Source organism: Marinomonas spartinae, assembly GCF_900089775.1.
Classification (GTDB): Bacteria; Pseudomonadota; Gammaproteobacteria; order Pseudomonadales; family Marinomonadaceae; genus Marinomonas; species Marinomonas spartinae.
Window position 1 is genome coordinate 352,110 of sequence record NZ_FLOB01000001.1, and the last position, 16,346, is coordinate 368,455.

Below are 16,346 nucleotides of genomic sequence, written 5' to 3' on the forward strand. Positions count from 1 at the left end.
TACTGGCTTAACAAAAATCGTCAACGTATTTTAGGACGAGACAATTATATCTTAACCATAAAGGTGCCTTTTGGCACAACTGGCAGGTATTTCTTATAGAAGTTTATATAATCCTGCTGTGGGTGCAAATCGCTAAACAGCTTGGGATACAGGGCTTTGGCGTAGAATTCGATCAGGGCTCCGTCCATAATGGTACGACAAGCGCCATGATAGGCACCATACATCCGATTATTTTTGATGGCGGATAGCGTCGACCAGCCAGTACGATTTTTGAATCCGGCTAAACGCTCTCTGGCCACTTTTTTAGAAATCCCCTGTCCCATCAACATGCCATCACTTTTTCCTACTTCGTATCCTGTTATTACGATGACGTCAGGATTAGAGGCAATGATTTGTTCTGGGTTCATTTTTCCCCACCATTCCACATAAGGGGCGGCAATATTATCTCCCCCTGCAATGGTGCTAATGGCGCCCCACATATTTTTACCAAAGGTATAACCAATGTCGTTGACCCCAGAGGCGCCAAACTCCGTGTAGACTTTTGGCTTAGGTAAATTGGCTTTGGCAAGTCGGCTCTTAATCATGTGGATGGTATGAGCGTATTGGTTGGCGATTTCTTCGGCACGCTTCTGTTGGCCTGTTATCACCCCAATGATTTTGGTGCTTAACACATGGCGCTTTAAGGTTTCGGCATTGTAGTCCACCACCACGACAGGAATGCCAGCATTTTCCAAGCGTTTTACATCGTCACCAAGCGCTTTGTATTGCCAAGCTGCCAGCATAATAAGGTCTGGGTTTAGGCTGATGACCTTTTCCACTGAAAAGGTTTTTGTGTCTACTCGGCCAATAGCTGGGATTTTAGCTAACGATGGGCGATGTTTAACATACATGTCCCAGTTTGCTTTGCGGGCTTGCCAAATGTATCTTGACATACCAACCACATGGTCATAAGCGGCTTCGGTACCGATGGCCATATAGTCTTCAGGGTAAAACCCTACAATGACTCGTTTTGCTGGCGCATCAAAGGTGACGTGTCGTCCTAATACGTCGGTAATGGTCGTTGTCTGAGCGACGCTGAGGGTTGAGAACAGCAGTGCTGCAGTGCAGAGTAGTTTTTTAAGCATGAAAAGTATCCTTAAGGAATCATCAACACATTTTTTAACTTACGAACAAGGGTGGCTTTAGAAAAGGCCATAAAAAACACAAGAATTACTTGTGCGAATATTACGTTCAATTACAATACATATGCAAATCATTATCATTGCTTTTTCTAATTATATTGCGAATAGCTCTTTAATGATTCTGTAGAAACGCGATAATAGGCGACTAAATTTGTATTATTAAAAAGCAAGGAAGCTAAGAACAAGGCGTTTTAGTAATGGTTTTCTTAAATAAAAGATGTATTGCCTTAGGTTACGACGATGTTATTCAATGTTCAGGGGCAATGCAGGATAAAAATACATGATAGATTCAAATATAGTCCATAGTGCCCTTAAGGCTCAGCGAAGCTACGAAAGACGACGCTTTTTGATAATCGCTTTGCTGGCTTCGATATTGGTATTGTCCTTTGTTTTCGATATTGCCACTGGCCCATCTATGATCAGTGTGCTGGATGTCACCCATGCCTTGGCGCATCTGTTTGGTTTCCCCGTTGAGGTAGCGAATACGACACAAATTATTGTCTCCAACCTACGCTTACCGATGGCCGTCATGGCGGTAGTTGTGGGTGGCTCGTTAGGGGTAGGTGGGGCTGAGATGCAAACCTTACTAAATAACCCAATGGCCAGCCCTTACACCTTAGGGATGGCGGCGGCATCGGGGTTTGGGGCGGCTTTGATGTTGTATTTAGGCTCCCTAGGCTTGGAATCGAATGTGGCTGTACCCATCGGGGCCTTTGTGTGCTGTATGTTGTCAGCGAGTTTGTTGTTTGGGTTGGCGATGATGCGCCATATTACCTCTGGACAATTAATTTTAGCCGGGATTGCGTTACTCTTCTTATTTCAATCACTACTCTCTTTGGTGCAATTTGTTTCTTCGCCAGAGTTGAGCCAGCAAATTTTGTTTTGGTTGTTTGGTAGTTTAACGAAATCCAGTTGGTCTAATGTCAGTATTACCGCTGGGATGATCACTCTGTGTCTGATTATTTTGATAAAAGACTCGTGGAAGCTGACCGCCTTACGTTTAGGGGAAGAGAGGGCAAAAAGTCTAGGGGTTGACGTGACACGCCTACGGCTAAAAACTCTGGTGCTTGTCGCGATTATGACGGCTACTGTCACCAGCTTTGTTGGCATCATCGGCTTTATCGGTATTGTCGCGCCCAATATTGCTCGTATGTTAGTGGGGGAAGATCAACGTTACTTTTTGCCTTTATCCTTTCTTGTGGGGGCGTTTTTATTATCCAGTGCGTCGGTATTGTCTAAAGTGATTGTACCTGGGGCACTGTTTCCTATTGGTATTGTGACGGCCATTATCGGGGTGCCGTTTTTCTTCTGGTTGATCATGAGTAAGAGACGCTAATATGTTAGAAGTTCGTCATTTACATCTCGCCTTTGATGATTTGGTGCTAGCGGATGATATGAGCTTTACCCTTAAGGCTGGGCAAACTCATGTGATTATTGGCCCGAACGGCACAGGTAAGAGCTCGTTGCTGAAAGCTCTATTTGGCGATTTAGCGCCTCAGCAAGGACGTATTTTCTTCCAGGATAAAGAAATAGACCGCAAACATCTTGGTGAGTGGCGCCAACATTTTGGTTATATGCCCCAAGACATTCGCCTTGATGTAGGCCTGAGTGTATTAGAAGTCGTGCTACTTGGTCAGCTGGATGCTTTGTCCTTAAAACTTGGTGATAGCTTACTAGAAGAAGCGCTTGGCGCGTTGAACCAGATTGGGCTTGTACATCTTGCCAATCGTGATGTTCGGACATTAAGCGGTGGACAATGCCAAATGGTGCTGTTTGCTCAAGCTCTTATGCGTCAGCCAAAAATTCTCATGCTGGACGAGCCTGTCAGTGCATTGGATCTGCATTTTCAGCAAGTCATGTTGGATCATTTAGATTCACAAACCAAAGCGAAAGACTGGGTTTCAGTGATGGTTCTACACGATCTGAATCTGGCAGCACAGTATGCTGATAACTTGTTGGTATTAAAGGGCGGTAAGCTGGTGGCTCATGGGGCACCTAAAGATGTATTGACGCCACAGTTAGTGAAAGCGGTGTATGGCGTCAAAGCCGATGTCATTCTCGATAGTGCAGGCGTCCCTTTTATTCGCACACAACGTAATGGCCATGAAGCGCCTTTAGCTGCGGTGGTGTAAACTCTACAGTTTTCACCCCTTCCTTATCTAAGAGTATCCCAATAGATTATTCATGAATACCTCTGATTTTCTTAATGACTGGCGTCGCTTGTCGGCTGCCAGTCGCGTCTTGATTATTAACAGTTTTACCTTCAACCTTGGTTTTTACATGCTGCTGCCCTATCTTGCGGATCATTTGCAGCGGTCATTGGGGTTGAGCCCTTGGTATGTCGGTTTGGTCATTGGTCTGCGTGTACTGAGTCAGCAGGGCTTGTTCCTAATCGGGGGAACACTGGGGGATTATTTAGGCTATAAGCGTTTGATCCTGTTAGGCTGCTTGATTCGGGTATTGGGCTTTGCTCTATTGGGGCTCGCACAAAACTTGCCGTTGTTGTTACTGGGTGCTTTTTTCACTGGCTTTGCAGGGGCGCTATTTACGCCCTCTAGTAATGCATATTTGGCTTATCAGGCACCCGATCAAGTGCAACGAAACCGTATTTTTGCCATGCAAAACTGGGCACGTGAAGGCGGGCTGCTTCTTGGGCCTTTGGTCGGTGTGTCACTTATGGCCGTCAGCTTTATGTGGGTTGGCCTGGTGTCGGCGCTGTTGTTTTTGGCATTATTTTTCATTCAGTGGCGCTTTTTACCCGAGCTGAGTGAGCAAGTGAAACGTTCTTCTGCGGAGCAACGCTTCTGGCAACAGTGGTCTAGCATGGTAAAAAATAAGCGTTTTATGGGCTTTATCCTCTATGCTTGTGCATTTCATTTGTTCTTTCAACAATTGTATTTGTCTCTGCCGAATGAAGTATCAAACCGTGGTCTTGGTACTTATGTGATTACTTGGGTATTTATGACCACGTCGATTTTAGGTATTACGTTGCAAATGCCGATCAGTCATTGGGTCTCTCGGACCATCGGTAGTGCTAAAGCGATGGGATTAGGGTTACTGCTCATGGGTGGGTCATTTCTGTGTTTTTTAATCAATGTGACGGGGTGGCCTTGGCTCAATTTTATTGCTTATGGTGTTCTATTTAGTTTGGGGTCTATGCTGTTGTTACCGCTATTAGGTGCGTACGTTCCGCTCTTTTGTGATAAATCGGAGTTGGGGAGTTACTACGGACTTTATTCCTGTGTAGGCGGTGTAGCCGCCTTTTTGGGAAACGTTATTATAGGCTGGCTGTTATCAGTAAATGGGTTCAATCATCAGTGGATTTGGCTAGGCTTAGCACTGCTCGGTGTCCTCTCTGGGATGGGGATGTATCGGCAAGTTTGTGGCTTATCGACTAAAGAAACGATATAAAGCCAATGTATGTCGCGCCGGTAGATTAGAAAAGGTAGCCTAAGTGCTCTTTTGATGTATGGCACTTAGGCTAGTCTTCACGGAGTATTCAGCAATGAAAGCGTTACTTAGCGGGTGTCCAATGGGAAACTCTATCGAAGAAGGCAAGCGCCTCTTTTTCCGCTTCAATCATTCTTTCTTGTGGGAAATAGCTTAGTTTTACAATCACCGTTTTGGTGTCTGGGTCGACGAAAATAAACTGGCCTTGTAACCCGATGGCTGAGTAGGCCTTGCAGTTTGGCATAGTCCACCATTGGTAGCCGTAACCACCACTTTTCGGATCCTCAGGCAAGACTGGACGAGTTGCCAAGTCTACATACTGTTCACTGATAATTCGGTGACCATTAAATTCCCCTTTGTTGAGCATGAGCTGACCGATTCGAGCCCAGTCGCGAAGTGTGGCGTTAAATCCGGCACCTGTAAACTCGCGACCCACGCCTGGCTGACCATCCATGATGAAGAAGCCATTTTGTTCCATGCCCATGGGTTCCCAAACTTTTCGAGCCATATAAGAAGAGAGGTTTTCGCCGTTCAATACCTTTTCGAGTAAAACACCCAATACGGCAGTATCAATGGTTTTGTATTCAGATACCGTACCTGGTGTATGTTTGCGTTTTAAGGTTTTGGCGGTGTCTGCAAAGCGGGCGACATTTTTGACTAAAGCCAATATGTGGTTTTTTGCTGCTACACCTGGATGAATAAAGTCATAACGTTCTTCGTAATCTACGCCGGAAGTCATTTCCAATACTTGGCGAATAGTCACACCTTCATAGGCACCCGTTGCTAGTTCAGGAAGGTAGTGGGTAATCTGCTCGTCTAAGGATTCGATACGACCTTCTTCATAAGCAATACCAACCAAAATGGACACTAATGATTTGGTCATAGACCATCCCATGTGAGTAGTATTTGGTTGCATATGGTTAAGGTAGTTTTCGTAAACGATCTTGCCATCTTTCATGACCAACATGGCATTGGTATAGGTGCGATCTAGAAAGTCGTTCGTTGTGTAGCTTTTACCTTCAAACGAATAGGTCAAGTCCATGTTGGCGTCTTCGTGGGGCAATACTGATACGGGACCAGAGTGCCCGACTTGACGTGTGGTAAACAGTGTGTCCATAGAACGAAAAGTGAGCGTGTTTACATCGCCATCTAGCATGGCCCAGCGAAGATTTTGGATTGCTACAGGGACCTCTGAAGCCGGTCCGACATTTGCCACTAAAGGGTTTACCTCGTTAGGGTTTACCTTATTGGTCGCGGTAGGATCGGATGGTAATGTGCTGGACGGTGTATCATCGATAGGCAAGTTTTTGATTGTTTTATTTGCCAACATAGAGAGCTCTCCTGATAGAAATTATTCTTATGTAGAGACCGTTATTGTCTGAGAATAACGATTATTTTAAATAAGGCGGTATTCTCTATCATCTGAACTGTGCTGATAACTGTCATCTCCCATATGGGATATCTTTGCGACTTCTTGAGAGTTGGTCATCTTATTTTAGGCAGTTGAACCTAGGTAAATGGTGTGACGGGCTAGAAATAGTTTGCAGTGTTAAAAATAGCGCGAGGTGCTGGCAGAGACAGATGACCAAAGTCGTTGTACCAATTCGGATTGTCGATTAATACGCATTTTTGAGAAAACACTTTTTAGTTGAATACGAGCCGTACCTATTGAGACGCCACGACGCTCAGCATAATCGGTTAAGGAGTGCCCCTCAGCAAGAGCTATGGCCAACAGTGACTCTGTCGGTGTTAAGCCAAAGAGCGTTTGAACTTCATTTTGCTGTAAATTTTTTGTGTCTTTGCCTTTTAAAAACATAATAGCATTGTGTTTGGCCACCATATTTAAATCCACACATAAGGAAGGGCTTTGGTCGACAGGGGAAAGCAATACTTCGATTGATTGCTCGCTATTCTTGCCCAGTACCGCAATGCGCCTAATGCTTCTGGAGGAGGAAGAAATGGTTTGTTGGAAATGCGTTTTGAACTCTTGCAAGTCTTGTGATTGTTTAAATACGAGCTTTTGGTTGATGAGCGATAGGTCGTTCGATTGTTCGATAAGCTGATGGGCACACGTGTTGCACCAAGATATGTTGGCCTCACTGTCTAAGAGTAACACCCCTGTGCCTAATTGATTCATTGCGCTGGTCATATGGCTATGAAGATGCAATGTGGCGTTCATTTTCTCAGTCAACGAAACAGCTTGTTTGATATGAGGAGCGAGTCGCATGAGCAAGGCCTGAACATCGGGTGAAAAGGCTCTGTCTTCTCCCACAAGATGATGGGCGATTAAGCTGATATAGGCTCCAGACTCTCCTTGCATATCTAACATGATGGCTTTGCCTAGCCCTGCATTCGAGAGTTGGTGTTGAAAGCGTTGAAAGCGCGGGCTATGGGGCGAAAAGTAATCATCATCGCAGATTATCTGAATCGGACTTTGTAGCGGAATATCGTACCGCGGATTATCGCTATTATTAACCCATTTATCGTGGAGCTCAGCATGTTGTAGGGAAAAAGCATCGCGGACACTCCACTTAAGAGTATAGGTATTGTTGGTCTCACGACGATAGATTTGTAGTGCGACGCTGGAGGCGTTTAGCGTTTTTTTTAATTGATTTAGCACACTTACCCATTGATGAGGCGCATCTACACAGCCATAGATATCGGAGATGAGATTGTTCTCTTGCAACATACTTATTTTTTTCCCTCCTAGGTTATCAGGTCAGGTTATCAGCTCATTAACTATCGAGATCCTAAATCGTTTTATGTTCTAGTAATATAGACTTTACCCTGAGGAAGCCTAAAAGACTATCCCTGAAGCAAGTAGAGTGGTGAGGTGAAGAGAGAGGCTGACGTTACAATGCTTCAATATGATCCAAACACCATTCGGCGCGCGCCAATATCGCATGCTTTTGTTCTTTGGATTGTTTATCCCAGTTTCCGTAAATCATGCCGATACGTGGGTTAGTGGCGATCCTAGAGCGATGTTTGATCATAAAATGCCAGTAGAGGCTATTGAACGGGCAGGCCTTTTCACTGACTTTCTCTTTGACGTTATAGTGACAGTTATTGCAGTAGTCACTCATTTTTTGGGTATAACTGCCACTGGCTGCATAAGGTTTGGAGGCAATCCATCCTCCGTCAGCAAACTGACTCATCCCCCGTGTATTTGGTAGTTCAACCCATTCTAGGGCATCGATATAAATGCCTAAATACCACTCATCCACTTGATCTGGCTGAATGCCAGTTAATAAACAGAAGTTACCTGTCACCATAAGCCTTTGAATATGGTGAGCATAAGCATAGTGGAGAGATTGGCCAATGGCACTAGCAAGGCAGTGCATCTTAGTGTGTCCATGCCAAAAATAACGGGGGAGATCTCGCTCCGCTTTTAATACATTTTGTTGCCGATAATTCGGCATATTGATCCAATACATACCTCGCATATATTCACGCCACCCCAGTATTTGCCGGACAAAGCCCTCAATTTGCGCAATGTCGATGGCATCATTACGCTCATATTGTGTAATAGCGGCTTTGATAACGTGTTTTGGACTAATCAACTTACTGTTGAGAGCAAAGGATAAACGTGAATGATATAAGCTCCAACTATGGGGGCTTCTATGAGTCATTGCATCTTGGAAGCGACCAAAGTTGGGCAATAAATGTTCACAAAAAAACGCCAGTAAGTTTAGTGCGTCTTGACTGGTCACAGGCCAAGCTAAGTTGGCTTCTACTGTACCAAGGGAGGCAATGTCATGACGTTCTATGCGCTCAAGCAAATGTGTTACATCGTGCTGAAAACATAAAGGGGCAGGGATATTACCCAGATCGTGCTCTTTGAGTTTATTGCGATTATGACTATCGAAGTTCCACTTTCCCCCTTCGGGCTGGCCTTCCCCTGCCATCAAGACATTAAAACGCTGGCGCATTCTACGATAAAAATGCTCCATTCGAACCGGATGATTGGCTTGAAAATAATGGGGAATTTCATGGAACGGCAATAAGAAATGCTCACTATCGACCATATGTACGGAAGGGACCGACTGTTGGGTGATAAGGGTTTGATATTGCTTGAATACACGATATTCATCAGGGCGCTGCAATTCAATATGCTGCACTTTGTGCTGGCTCGCCAGTGTCAGGATGATCTCATCAAGCGTTTGTCCTTGCGTGTCATCCAACGTGAGATAACACACCTGATGACCATGGTCTTTTAAAGCCTCTGAAAAACGTTCCATAGAGAGAAAAAAGGCGCACAATTTTTGGATATGATGTGTGACGTAAGTCGCTTCTGGGTGCAGTTCTGCGATCAAATATAGGATGCCCTGATCTCTTTTTTGAAACCAAGAATGGGCCGCGTTTAATTGATCGCCGAGAATAACACGCAGTGTATGGTAAGAACGGTTTGTATCCATGGTTCCTAAGCGCTAAGACGTTGGGTAAATGGGCCAGTCGGCGGCATCGACGGAATCTAATGATTCGTCAAAACGGTGGCCTTGCCATTTGTGTATAAAATGATTCTGTGGATCGTATTGCTCGGTTTGTTTTGCTAAATTAAAGTGGCGTCCACCTCTTGGGTCAGCGCCAACTCCTGCAATGTATTGCCAATTTCCCCAGTTTGATCCAACGCTATAATCGATCAATTGTTCTTCAAAATAAGCGGCGCCGTAGCGCCAATCGATGCTTAACTCATTGATTAAACAACTGGCAGCCAGTTGTCGGCCACGATTGCTGATAAAGCCCGTTTGATTAAGTTGCTTCATGCAAGCATTAACCAGTGGATAAGGTGTATTGCCCTGACACCATTTACGGAAGCGCTCTGCATAATAACTGCCGTGAGTCTGTTTGCCAGATAGGCCACTGGGCAAAAAAAGTTGTTTACCATAACAGGTTGCATACCAGTGAAAGTACTCACGCCACAGCAACTCGAAATAAATCCAATAGGTCGACTCGTTCGCCCCATGGTTCCGTTCATAAGCATCGATACTGGCTTTAATTTGACGAGGGGATAAACTGCCTTGTGCCAACCAGGGGGAGAATTTTGTGGAGTTTTCCCAACCATCCAGCGAATTACGTACCTCTTTATAGTGACTCGGTAGATTTGTCGAAAAGTAATCGCTTAACTGACTTACGGCAGCATACTCTCCACCCGTAAATGCCCCATTACTTTCGACATGCTCAATTTGCCAAGGGCGAATTAACGGCATATCAAACTGGGGGACCGGAGGCAGTGTTCTTGGTGTTGGAAGTGGAGAAAGGGGCGAGATTTCTTCGACCAAATGACGAAACTGTGTGAAAGTATCTGGCAATTTTGATCCGGAAAAAGGGAGTTGCGAGGGTGAAAACAAACTTAAGCCATGATCAATATGAAGGTGGACATCAGGATAGAGTTTCGTAAGACGGTTGAGTGACTGCTGCTCATCCCAACCTCCATGGTGGTTACGGTATAGGTGGGAAATAGGCACCGTATCAAATAGTAGACTCAAGCCGGCAACAGCATCCATGGTACTGACAAACAAGGTTTGCCCGAGAGCGTTTAGTTTAATTGTAAGATCATTGAGAGCCTGCACCAAAAAGTCTCGACGAATGCCTGACATACCTTGTGTCGAATAACGGCTAGGGCGACGTTGATGGGGCTCATCGCAATACAAACAGACGAGATAGTCCATTTCTTGCGCGGCTTTCCACAACATGCTTTGATCCGAACAACGTAAATCATCCCCAAACCAAACTACGCCTACTTTCATCGTACGCTCCTGTTTCGTTGTCTTACTGAACAAGTCTAGTACGTTTTAATCAATAATTCAGATTGCTCTGCCTATTCACAATATCTAGCGTGTGCAAAAAATAGATTATTTTTTATTGGCGAGCAAAAACCATAGTGAAAATGAGGTTATAATAGGCGGTATTATTTCTGTTAACGTCAAAGGTTGTTATAAAACGATGAGTCTTCCAAATTGCCCGCAATGTAATTCTTCTTACGTCTATGAAGATCAAGCCATGCTGATTTGTCCAGAGTGCGCCCACGAATGGAACCCGAATGAAGAGGTTGTGGATGAGGACGCGCTTATTATCAAAGATGCGGGTGGCAATCTGCTACAAGAAGGTGACAAAGTGACCTTGGCAAAAGATCTAAAAGTAAAAGGCTCGTCTCAAGTGCTTAAAATCGGCACCAAAGCGACCATCAAACGCCTAGTCGACGGTGATCATGATATTGACTGTAAATTGGATGGCGGTGGCGACATGATGCTGAAATCTAAGTTTGTGAAAAAAATGTCTTAAGGTTTCCTTATCACCATAAAAAACCGGCTTAACACATTATCGCTAAGGCGGTTTTTTTTGTCCTTTGATTCGCTAGGCATCAATTTTTTAGAGCTAATTTTTCGTTTTCCTTATTGCGCAATTTGCAGCGTTTAGGAAAATTAATATAACCAATCAAGGTGCCGACGAGGATCAATACCAGCGCAATGGTTAAGCCGCTGGTCCAGTGCTCACCAAATAGAGGGACAGCCAGTACGCTGGCAAACACTGGCACCAATGCCATCAAACTGCCCATTTTAGTGGCACCGATGATATGTACGGCACGACCATAAAAAATCATCTGCACTACCGTCGCCATAATCCCTTGGTAAAACGCCTGGATACCGAGCATTTGCCAAGAGGCGTCGCCTAAATGGTGTGGTAAGAAAAACACATACACGGGCGTAAATAGTATGGTCGTCACCGTAATAATGCCCAGTGTCGCGTGCCAAGGGGCAAACTTCCAACGGCGTAGCAATACCGTGAAAATACCCCAGAAAACACAGGCAATCACAAAGCTAATATCGCCTAGCCAATAGGGAGCGCCTGACAGCATGGTTTCTATTAATAGGGCGAGAATCCCTAAACTGCTTACTAGGATACCGATCCAAGAAGCTGCCGAATGACGTTCATTCGCTAAGAAATAGGCAAATACCGCAATCATAATCGGCATTAAACCGGGTAAAAGTAACGCCGCGTGTGTTGCTGGTGCGTGCTGAAAACCGTTATAAACGAACAAGGCATAGCCTAAACCGCCAATACTGCCCAGAACAAACATACGCCATTGCAAAATGGTCTTACGGTGCTGCCAGATAAAAGGCGAAAATAAAATGAAGGCCGTGCCAAAACGCACTATCATCATATCGGGCAGCGCCAATGAACCGAGTGCTCCTGCTTTAGAAACCAAAATAAAACCTGTCCAAATTGCCACCGCTGCTAGTGCATACGCTAGCCCTTTGATTGGCAAGGAGGAGGTCTCCATTGTCGAATTTTGCATAATATCCCCTCTTTCCTTTAAGTTTTAGACAGTATAAAGTGATGGGGTGTTCATTAATAATGAATAATTAAGAACAAGTCATTCACTAAAAATGAAAGAGTTGCTAAATGGATATTTCAGATCTTTTGGTTTTCAAAGCGGTGGTCGAACACAAAGGCGTTACTCGTGCAGCACAAGCACTTCATCGGGTGCCGTCCAATGTCACCGCACGGCTAAAAAAATTGGAAAGCGAACTGAATGTAGAGCTGTTTTTGCGAGAGAATAACAGACTTTCCGTCACGTCTGCTGGTTTGAGATTGTTGGACTACGCCGATAAAATTCTACAACTACAAAAGAGCGCCATTGCGGAATTAACCCAAGCGGAACCGTCTGGGTTATTACGTTTGGGATCCATGGAAAGCAGTGCCGCATCACGTTTGCCTCGCATTCTAACCTACTATCATGATGCCTACCCAGCGGTGCAAATTGAGCTGATGACCGCCGCTTCCATGCCTTTAATTGAGCGTGTGTTAGAAGGGACGTTAGATGTGGTGATGAGCTCTGATCCGCCGGACGATCCCAGATTATCCTGCACTTATTGCTTTGAAGAAGAGTTGGTATTGATCATGCCTGCCGCTTGGGGGGAACTGGAAACCTTGCCGGAGTCTCTCACCATGGTGGGCTATAACAAAGGCTGCTCATACCGTGATCGTTTAGAGAAGTGGCTAAAGCGTTATGAGCGTACCTGCGAGCGCATTATCGAGATTCCCAGCTACTACACCATGATCAGCTGTGTGATTGCCGGAATGGGCATTGGCATGGTACCGCGTTCGCTGCTAGCACTACACCAAACCGAAGGCTTAACCTTCCGCACCGTCGAACCAGATATTGCCAATGCCCCCACCTATCTAGTGTCCCGCAAAGATAGTCCTTCCAGCGCAATCAATGCGTTTGTGGAGTGTACTCAGTACGTTTTTAATGGGGCCTAACTATTCGTTTATATTATCTGTAAAAACAATTAAGAAAAAGGAGGCTAACGTTATATATTTTAATATCCTACAGCGTTTTTAAATCATGTAAATGAGCTAAAAATTACTAAAAGTGCTACTCGATAAAAGAAAGTATGAAGTTTCATGATTTTTTTATCAGTGTTTGTTGTTCTTCCTTCAAGTATTTTAGGGTCAAATATATAGACTTTTTTCTTCTCTGTAAAAAAACTAGGATTAAAAACTGCTTTTTTATAATAGTTGAAACGACGATAAAATAAATCAAATTGATCCTTATCTATACCATGAGAAAGTATTACTTTATCTAGTTTTTTAACAACTTTTAAGTAATAAATAAGTGTGACTATATAATATAGAATAATAGATAAAACCATAAAGCCTGCCAGAATACTTACTGTATTTTCTATATTAAGTGAAAAAGACATGTATCTTTCCTATTGACTTTTGAATTTCATAAATCGCAAGCGTTATTGATAGAGTCGTAGATTTTTTCTGACTATTAAGTCCTTTAATGTTACAGAAGTAAAAATAATACCTCTACTAACGGATATGATGGTTTTTTTGGGTCTGTAAAAATACTACATTCTAATCGTTTGAAAATTAAAATGATTTCATATTGAAACTGATGTTAAAAACATTAAAAAAGAAGAAAGTAGCAATATTATAATAACTTTATCTGACTTGGTTACTATCGATTTCAAAGAGTATGGATCAAAGAAATTTTTTTATTGTTTTTTTCTACAAAGATTTTTTTAAAGCTTCTGGGATGGAAAATAGCCCAAGCATAAAATGTATATCTACCCCATAAACCATCAAATCTATCCTTATTTATTCCTTTAGATAATAAAAAATCGTCTATTTTTTTAACAGTTTTTAATCTATAAGTAAGAAGAGAAAGTCCTAAAAGGGCTAAATTGGATAAGACTAAAAAAATAAAAATAATCGATGGTGCTGAGTCGTTATGAGATTGCATAACCTTAAACCCTCTCTTAATCATACTTTTTACTTAATAAAGCTATCATAGATAATTAAAAATATAAGGGTAACAATAAAAGAGGTCGAAAAAAAGGCTCTTGTTTTTATTATTTTTCTATCTATAGGTGTGATTTTTTTTAGAAATAATTCTGGGTCAAATAACCTCTCTTTTAGCTCATCCTTATCAAAAAAATCTGGAGTTAAAATGGCTCTTTTATAGAGCTTAAAACGACCCCAAGTTATGTCAAAACCATCCTTGTCAACACCATGTGATGCTAATATAGTATCTATTTTTCTTACTATCTTAAAATAATAAACTACAGTTAAAATAGAAGTTAAGAATAATGATAGGGTCATTATAAGTGCTAGTATATTTATTATGATTGAAATATTAGACATATTGACTTTGATAAGTTGTTTTATATCTAACTCCTTACTATATAATTTCATAAAGAGTATTATCGAAAGTTACTACTTTTCCTTTTAATTTTCAAGGTATGATTAGCTCTTTTACTATAAGAGCTATTGCAAACAGAATATAAGAGGATCTATAAAAGTAACTGTGCCATTTCATGATTTTTTTATCACAAGATGTGATCATTCCAGATAGCAGTTTAGGGTCAAATATATTTTTTCTTTTTTCAATAACGTCTGGTTGAAATACTGCTTTTTTGTATAAAATAAATCGAGCGTAGAAGAGGTCGAAATTATTTATGTCTATACCATTTTTGTATAACACATTGTCAATTTTTCTTACGATTTTAAAATAATAAATAATGGTCATTATAATGGCGAATAGTAAGCATAAAAATGCCAAAAAACCAAAAATACCTACTATATCTGAGTTTGTTAGTGTAAAAGGCATATTCCCTTCCTTATCGCTTTTCTAGACATCTGAAGTCGAAAACCTTATTAACTATATTATATAGCTAACTACTTCCATTTTTAGAAAATGTTACAGAATCATCAGAAATATGATAGAGAGAAAATTCGCCTATTTTTATTAAAGATCATATTTCATGAAGGTTTAATTTATAATATGATTTTTCTATTAGTAGTAGTCTGTAAAAACAATTAAAAAAATAGTTATGGAGAAAAATATAGCAAAGAAAAACCAATGAGAAAGCATTATAATTCGATCAATTAGACTTAATTCAGATCGAATTATCTCAGGGTCGAAAAGTCGTTGTTTACGCCCTGATTTTGCAAAATTTTTTGGAAAAAAAGTTGCCCAAACATAAAGTGAATGCCTTCCAAAAAAAATATCAAAACTTTCTTTTCTTATAGAGTTGTTTTTTAATATTTTATCTATTTTTCTAACAACTTTTATTCTGAATGCTGCTAAGAAACATAGGTTTAATATTAAGGATAAAAATAATATAAAAATTAATATAAAGACCTGATTATCCGTAAGTGAAAACATCGATTTTATCGCCTCTATATGACCTTTATTTTCTGAAAAATTAAATAGGAAAAAATGCCTTTTGTAATAATTAAAACGAGGATATAAGTAATCTATCTTTGCGCTATTATTACATGATTTTTTATCTTTTTTTGGGGTCTATAAAATAATAAACAATAGTCATTATAATATCAAAAAATACAATATTTAGATTATTTATTTTGAAAAAGAGACTGTTGTTATTTCTGTGATTAATTGAATATAATGTTTTTATATTGGCTATAATTTTTTAAATTCTATAATTTAAGCTGTATGGCAATGACTAAAAGTGCTAAAAATACTAAAGCCGCTCTATAAAGAAAAGTATGCAGCTTCATAATTTTTTTATCGGTAGGTGTGATTTTTCCTTCAATTATTTTGGGGTCAAATATATAGTATTTTCTTTTTTCTGTAAAAAAATCAGGTTTAAATACTGCCTTTTTATAATAAGTAAAACGTAAATAGCCTTGATCAAATTGATCCCTATCGATTCCATGGGAAAGTACTATTTTGTCAATTTTTTGGACGACTTTTAAGTAATAAATAAATGTTGATATAATAGATAAAAGTATAAATAGCATCCCGAAACAACACAAAAGGAATATAAGAGGTGACTGACCTGTCGGAATAGTCATATTTTCTCCTAATTAATTTTATTTTTCATAAATCGAAAACCTTATTAACCATATCATATAGCCAACCACTTCCATTTTCAGAAAATGTTACAAAATCACCAGAAATATGATAAAGAGAAAATTTTCCAATATATAAATATGGTGCCAACATAGAACTAATTAATACAGAATAACCCGCTGTTATAGTCTATATGTCTTGTGAGAAATTTAAACCTCGTTCGTTTCTTTTTTTAAAGTTTAATATAGTGGTCTATTGGTTTTATCTATCTGTAAAAACAACCAGAAAGATAGATCCGGAAAAAAATAAAATAAAGAAAAACCATTGAGAAAACATTATGATTCGATCAATTTTACTTAATTCTGGTCGAATGATTTCGGGAT

17 protein-coding genes are annotated in these 16,346 nt (G+C 41.0%); 5 read left to right on the forward strand and 12 right to left on the reverse strand.

Annotated elements, in window-relative coordinates; translation table 11 throughout:
* Nucleotides 1-44 precede the first annotated feature (44 nt).
* A complete protein-coding gene (locus tag MSP8886_RS01545) occupies nucleotides 45-1,124 on the reverse strand; it encodes an ABC transporter substrate-binding protein (protein WP_067012006.1) in 1,080 nt (359 codons plus the stop codon).
* Nucleotides 1,125-1,461: 337 nt separating this feature from the next.
* Between MSP8886_RS01545 and MSP8886_RS01550 the strand changes: the two genes are divergently transcribed.
* From MSP8886_RS01550 to MSP8886_RS01560, 3 genes are read left to right on the forward strand one after another with little or no spacing between them, the layout of a single operon-like run.
* Nucleotides 1,462-2,517, forward strand: coding sequence for a FecCD family ABC transporter permease (locus MSP8886_RS01550; protein ID WP_067012008.1), 1,056 nt, complete (start codon nucleotides 1,462-1,464; stop codon nucleotides 2,515-2,517).
* 1 nt (nucleotide 2,518) lies between these two features.
* Entirely contained in the window at nucleotides 2,519-3,313 is a 795-nt protein-coding gene (locus MSP8886_RS01555; protein ID WP_067012010.1) for an ABC transporter ATP-binding protein, read from the forward strand.
* Nucleotides 3,314-3,365: 52 nt separating this feature from the next.
* The gene (locus tag MSP8886_RS01560; protein WP_067012012.1) at nucleotides 3,366-4,592 is read left to right on the forward strand and encodes an MFS transporter; all 1,227 of its coding nucleotides are present in this window, start codon (nucleotides 3,366-3,368) and stop codon (nucleotides 4,590-4,592) included.
* Nucleotides 4,593-4,695: 103 nt separating this feature from the next.
* On the opposite strand, the gene MSP8886_RS01565 is transcribed toward MSP8886_RS01560, so the two are convergent.
* From MSP8886_RS01565 to MSP8886_RS01580, 4 genes are all read right to left on the reverse strand, one after another.
* A complete protein-coding gene (locus MSP8886_RS01565) occupies nucleotides 4,696-5,961 on the reverse strand; it encodes a serine hydrolase domain-containing protein (RefSeq protein ID WP_067012014.1) in 1,266 nt (421 codons plus the stop codon).
* 219 nt (nucleotides 5,962-6,180) lie between these two features.
* The gene (locus MSP8886_RS01570) at nucleotides 6,181-7,320 is read right to left on the reverse strand and encodes a helix-turn-helix transcriptional regulator (protein ID WP_067012016.1); all 1,140 of its coding nucleotides are present in this window, start codon (nucleotides 7,318-7,320) and stop codon (nucleotides 6,181-6,183) included.
* A gap of 163 nt (nucleotides 7,321-7,483) precedes the next feature.
* Nucleotides 7,484-9,046, reverse strand: coding sequence for a cryptochrome/photolyase family protein (locus MSP8886_RS01575; protein WP_067012018.1), 1,563 nt, complete (start codon nucleotides 9,044-9,046; stop codon nucleotides 7,484-7,486).
* 12 nt (nucleotides 9,047-9,058) lie between these two features.
* Nucleotides 9,059-10,378 (reverse strand): DASH family cryptochrome, encoded by a 1,320-nt coding sequence (locus tag MSP8886_RS01580; RefSeq protein WP_067012020.1) that lies wholly within the window; start codon nucleotides 10,376-10,378, stop codon nucleotides 9,059-9,061.
* 196 nt (nucleotides 10,379-10,574) lie between these two features.
* Between MSP8886_RS01580 and MSP8886_RS01585 the strand changes: the two genes are divergently transcribed.
* On the forward strand, nucleotides 10,575-10,913 hold the full coding sequence (locus MSP8886_RS01585; protein WP_067012953.1) for a zinc ribbon domain-containing protein YjdM: 339 nt from the start codon (nucleotides 10,575-10,577) through the stop codon (nucleotides 10,911-10,913).
* 79 nt (nucleotides 10,914-10,992) lie between these two features.
* Here the strand turns inward: MSP8886_RS01585 and MSP8886_RS01590 are convergent, their stop codons facing one another.
* Nucleotides 10,993-11,928 carry a DMT family transporter gene (locus MSP8886_RS01590; RefSeq protein ID WP_067012022.1) on the reverse strand — a complete coding sequence of 312 codons (936 nt, stop codon included), beginning with the start codon at nucleotides 11,926-11,928 and terminating at the stop codon, nucleotides 10,993-10,995.
* 107 nt (nucleotides 11,929-12,035) lie between these two features.
* Here MSP8886_RS01590 and MSP8886_RS01595 point away from each other — a divergent pair, with 107 nt between their 5' ends.
* Nucleotides 12,036-12,896 carry a LysR substrate-binding domain-containing protein gene (locus MSP8886_RS01595; protein ID WP_067012024.1) on the forward strand — a complete coding sequence of 287 codons (861 nt, stop codon included), beginning with the start codon at nucleotides 12,036-12,038 and terminating at the stop codon, nucleotides 12,894-12,896.
* Between the two features lie 83 nt (nucleotides 12,897-12,979).
* Here the strand turns inward: MSP8886_RS01595 and MSP8886_RS01600 are convergent, their stop codons facing one another.
* From MSP8886_RS01600 to MSP8886_RS01625, 6 genes are all read right to left on the reverse strand, one after another.
* Entirely contained in the window at nucleotides 12,980-13,339 is a 360-nt protein-coding gene (locus MSP8886_RS01600) for a hypothetical protein (RefSeq protein WP_067012026.1), read from the reverse strand.
* 272 nt (nucleotides 13,340-13,611) lie between these two features.
* The gene (locus MSP8886_RS01605) at nucleotides 13,612-13,887 is read right to left on the reverse strand and encodes a hypothetical protein (protein ID WP_139063066.1); all 276 of its coding nucleotides are present in this window, start codon (nucleotides 13,885-13,887) and stop codon (nucleotides 13,612-13,614) included.
* Between the two features lie 29 nt (nucleotides 13,888-13,916).
* Complete coding sequence (locus tag MSP8886_RS01610; RefSeq protein WP_067012030.1) at nucleotides 13,917-14,339, reverse strand: hypothetical protein; 423 nt, start codon at nucleotides 14,337-14,339, stop codon at nucleotides 13,917-13,919.
* A 40-nt stretch (nucleotides 14,340-14,379) separates the two neighbouring features.
* Nucleotides 14,380-14,754: a hypothetical protein gene (locus MSP8886_RS01615; RefSeq protein WP_067012032.1), complete on the reverse strand. Its 375-nt coding sequence runs from the start codon at nucleotides 14,752-14,754 to the stop codon at nucleotides 14,380-14,382.
* A gap of 186 nt (nucleotides 14,755-14,940) precedes the next feature.
* Entirely contained in the window at nucleotides 14,941-15,312 is a 372-nt protein-coding gene (locus tag MSP8886_RS01620; RefSeq protein ID WP_067012034.1) for a hypothetical protein, read from the reverse strand.
* Between the two features lie 275 nt (nucleotides 15,313-15,587).
* Nucleotides 15,588-15,965, reverse strand: a complete 378-nt coding sequence (locus MSP8886_RS01625; protein ID WP_067012036.1) for a hypothetical protein — start codon at nucleotides 15,963-15,965, stop codon at nucleotides 15,588-15,590.
* Nucleotides 15,966-16,346 lie beyond the last annotated feature (381 nt).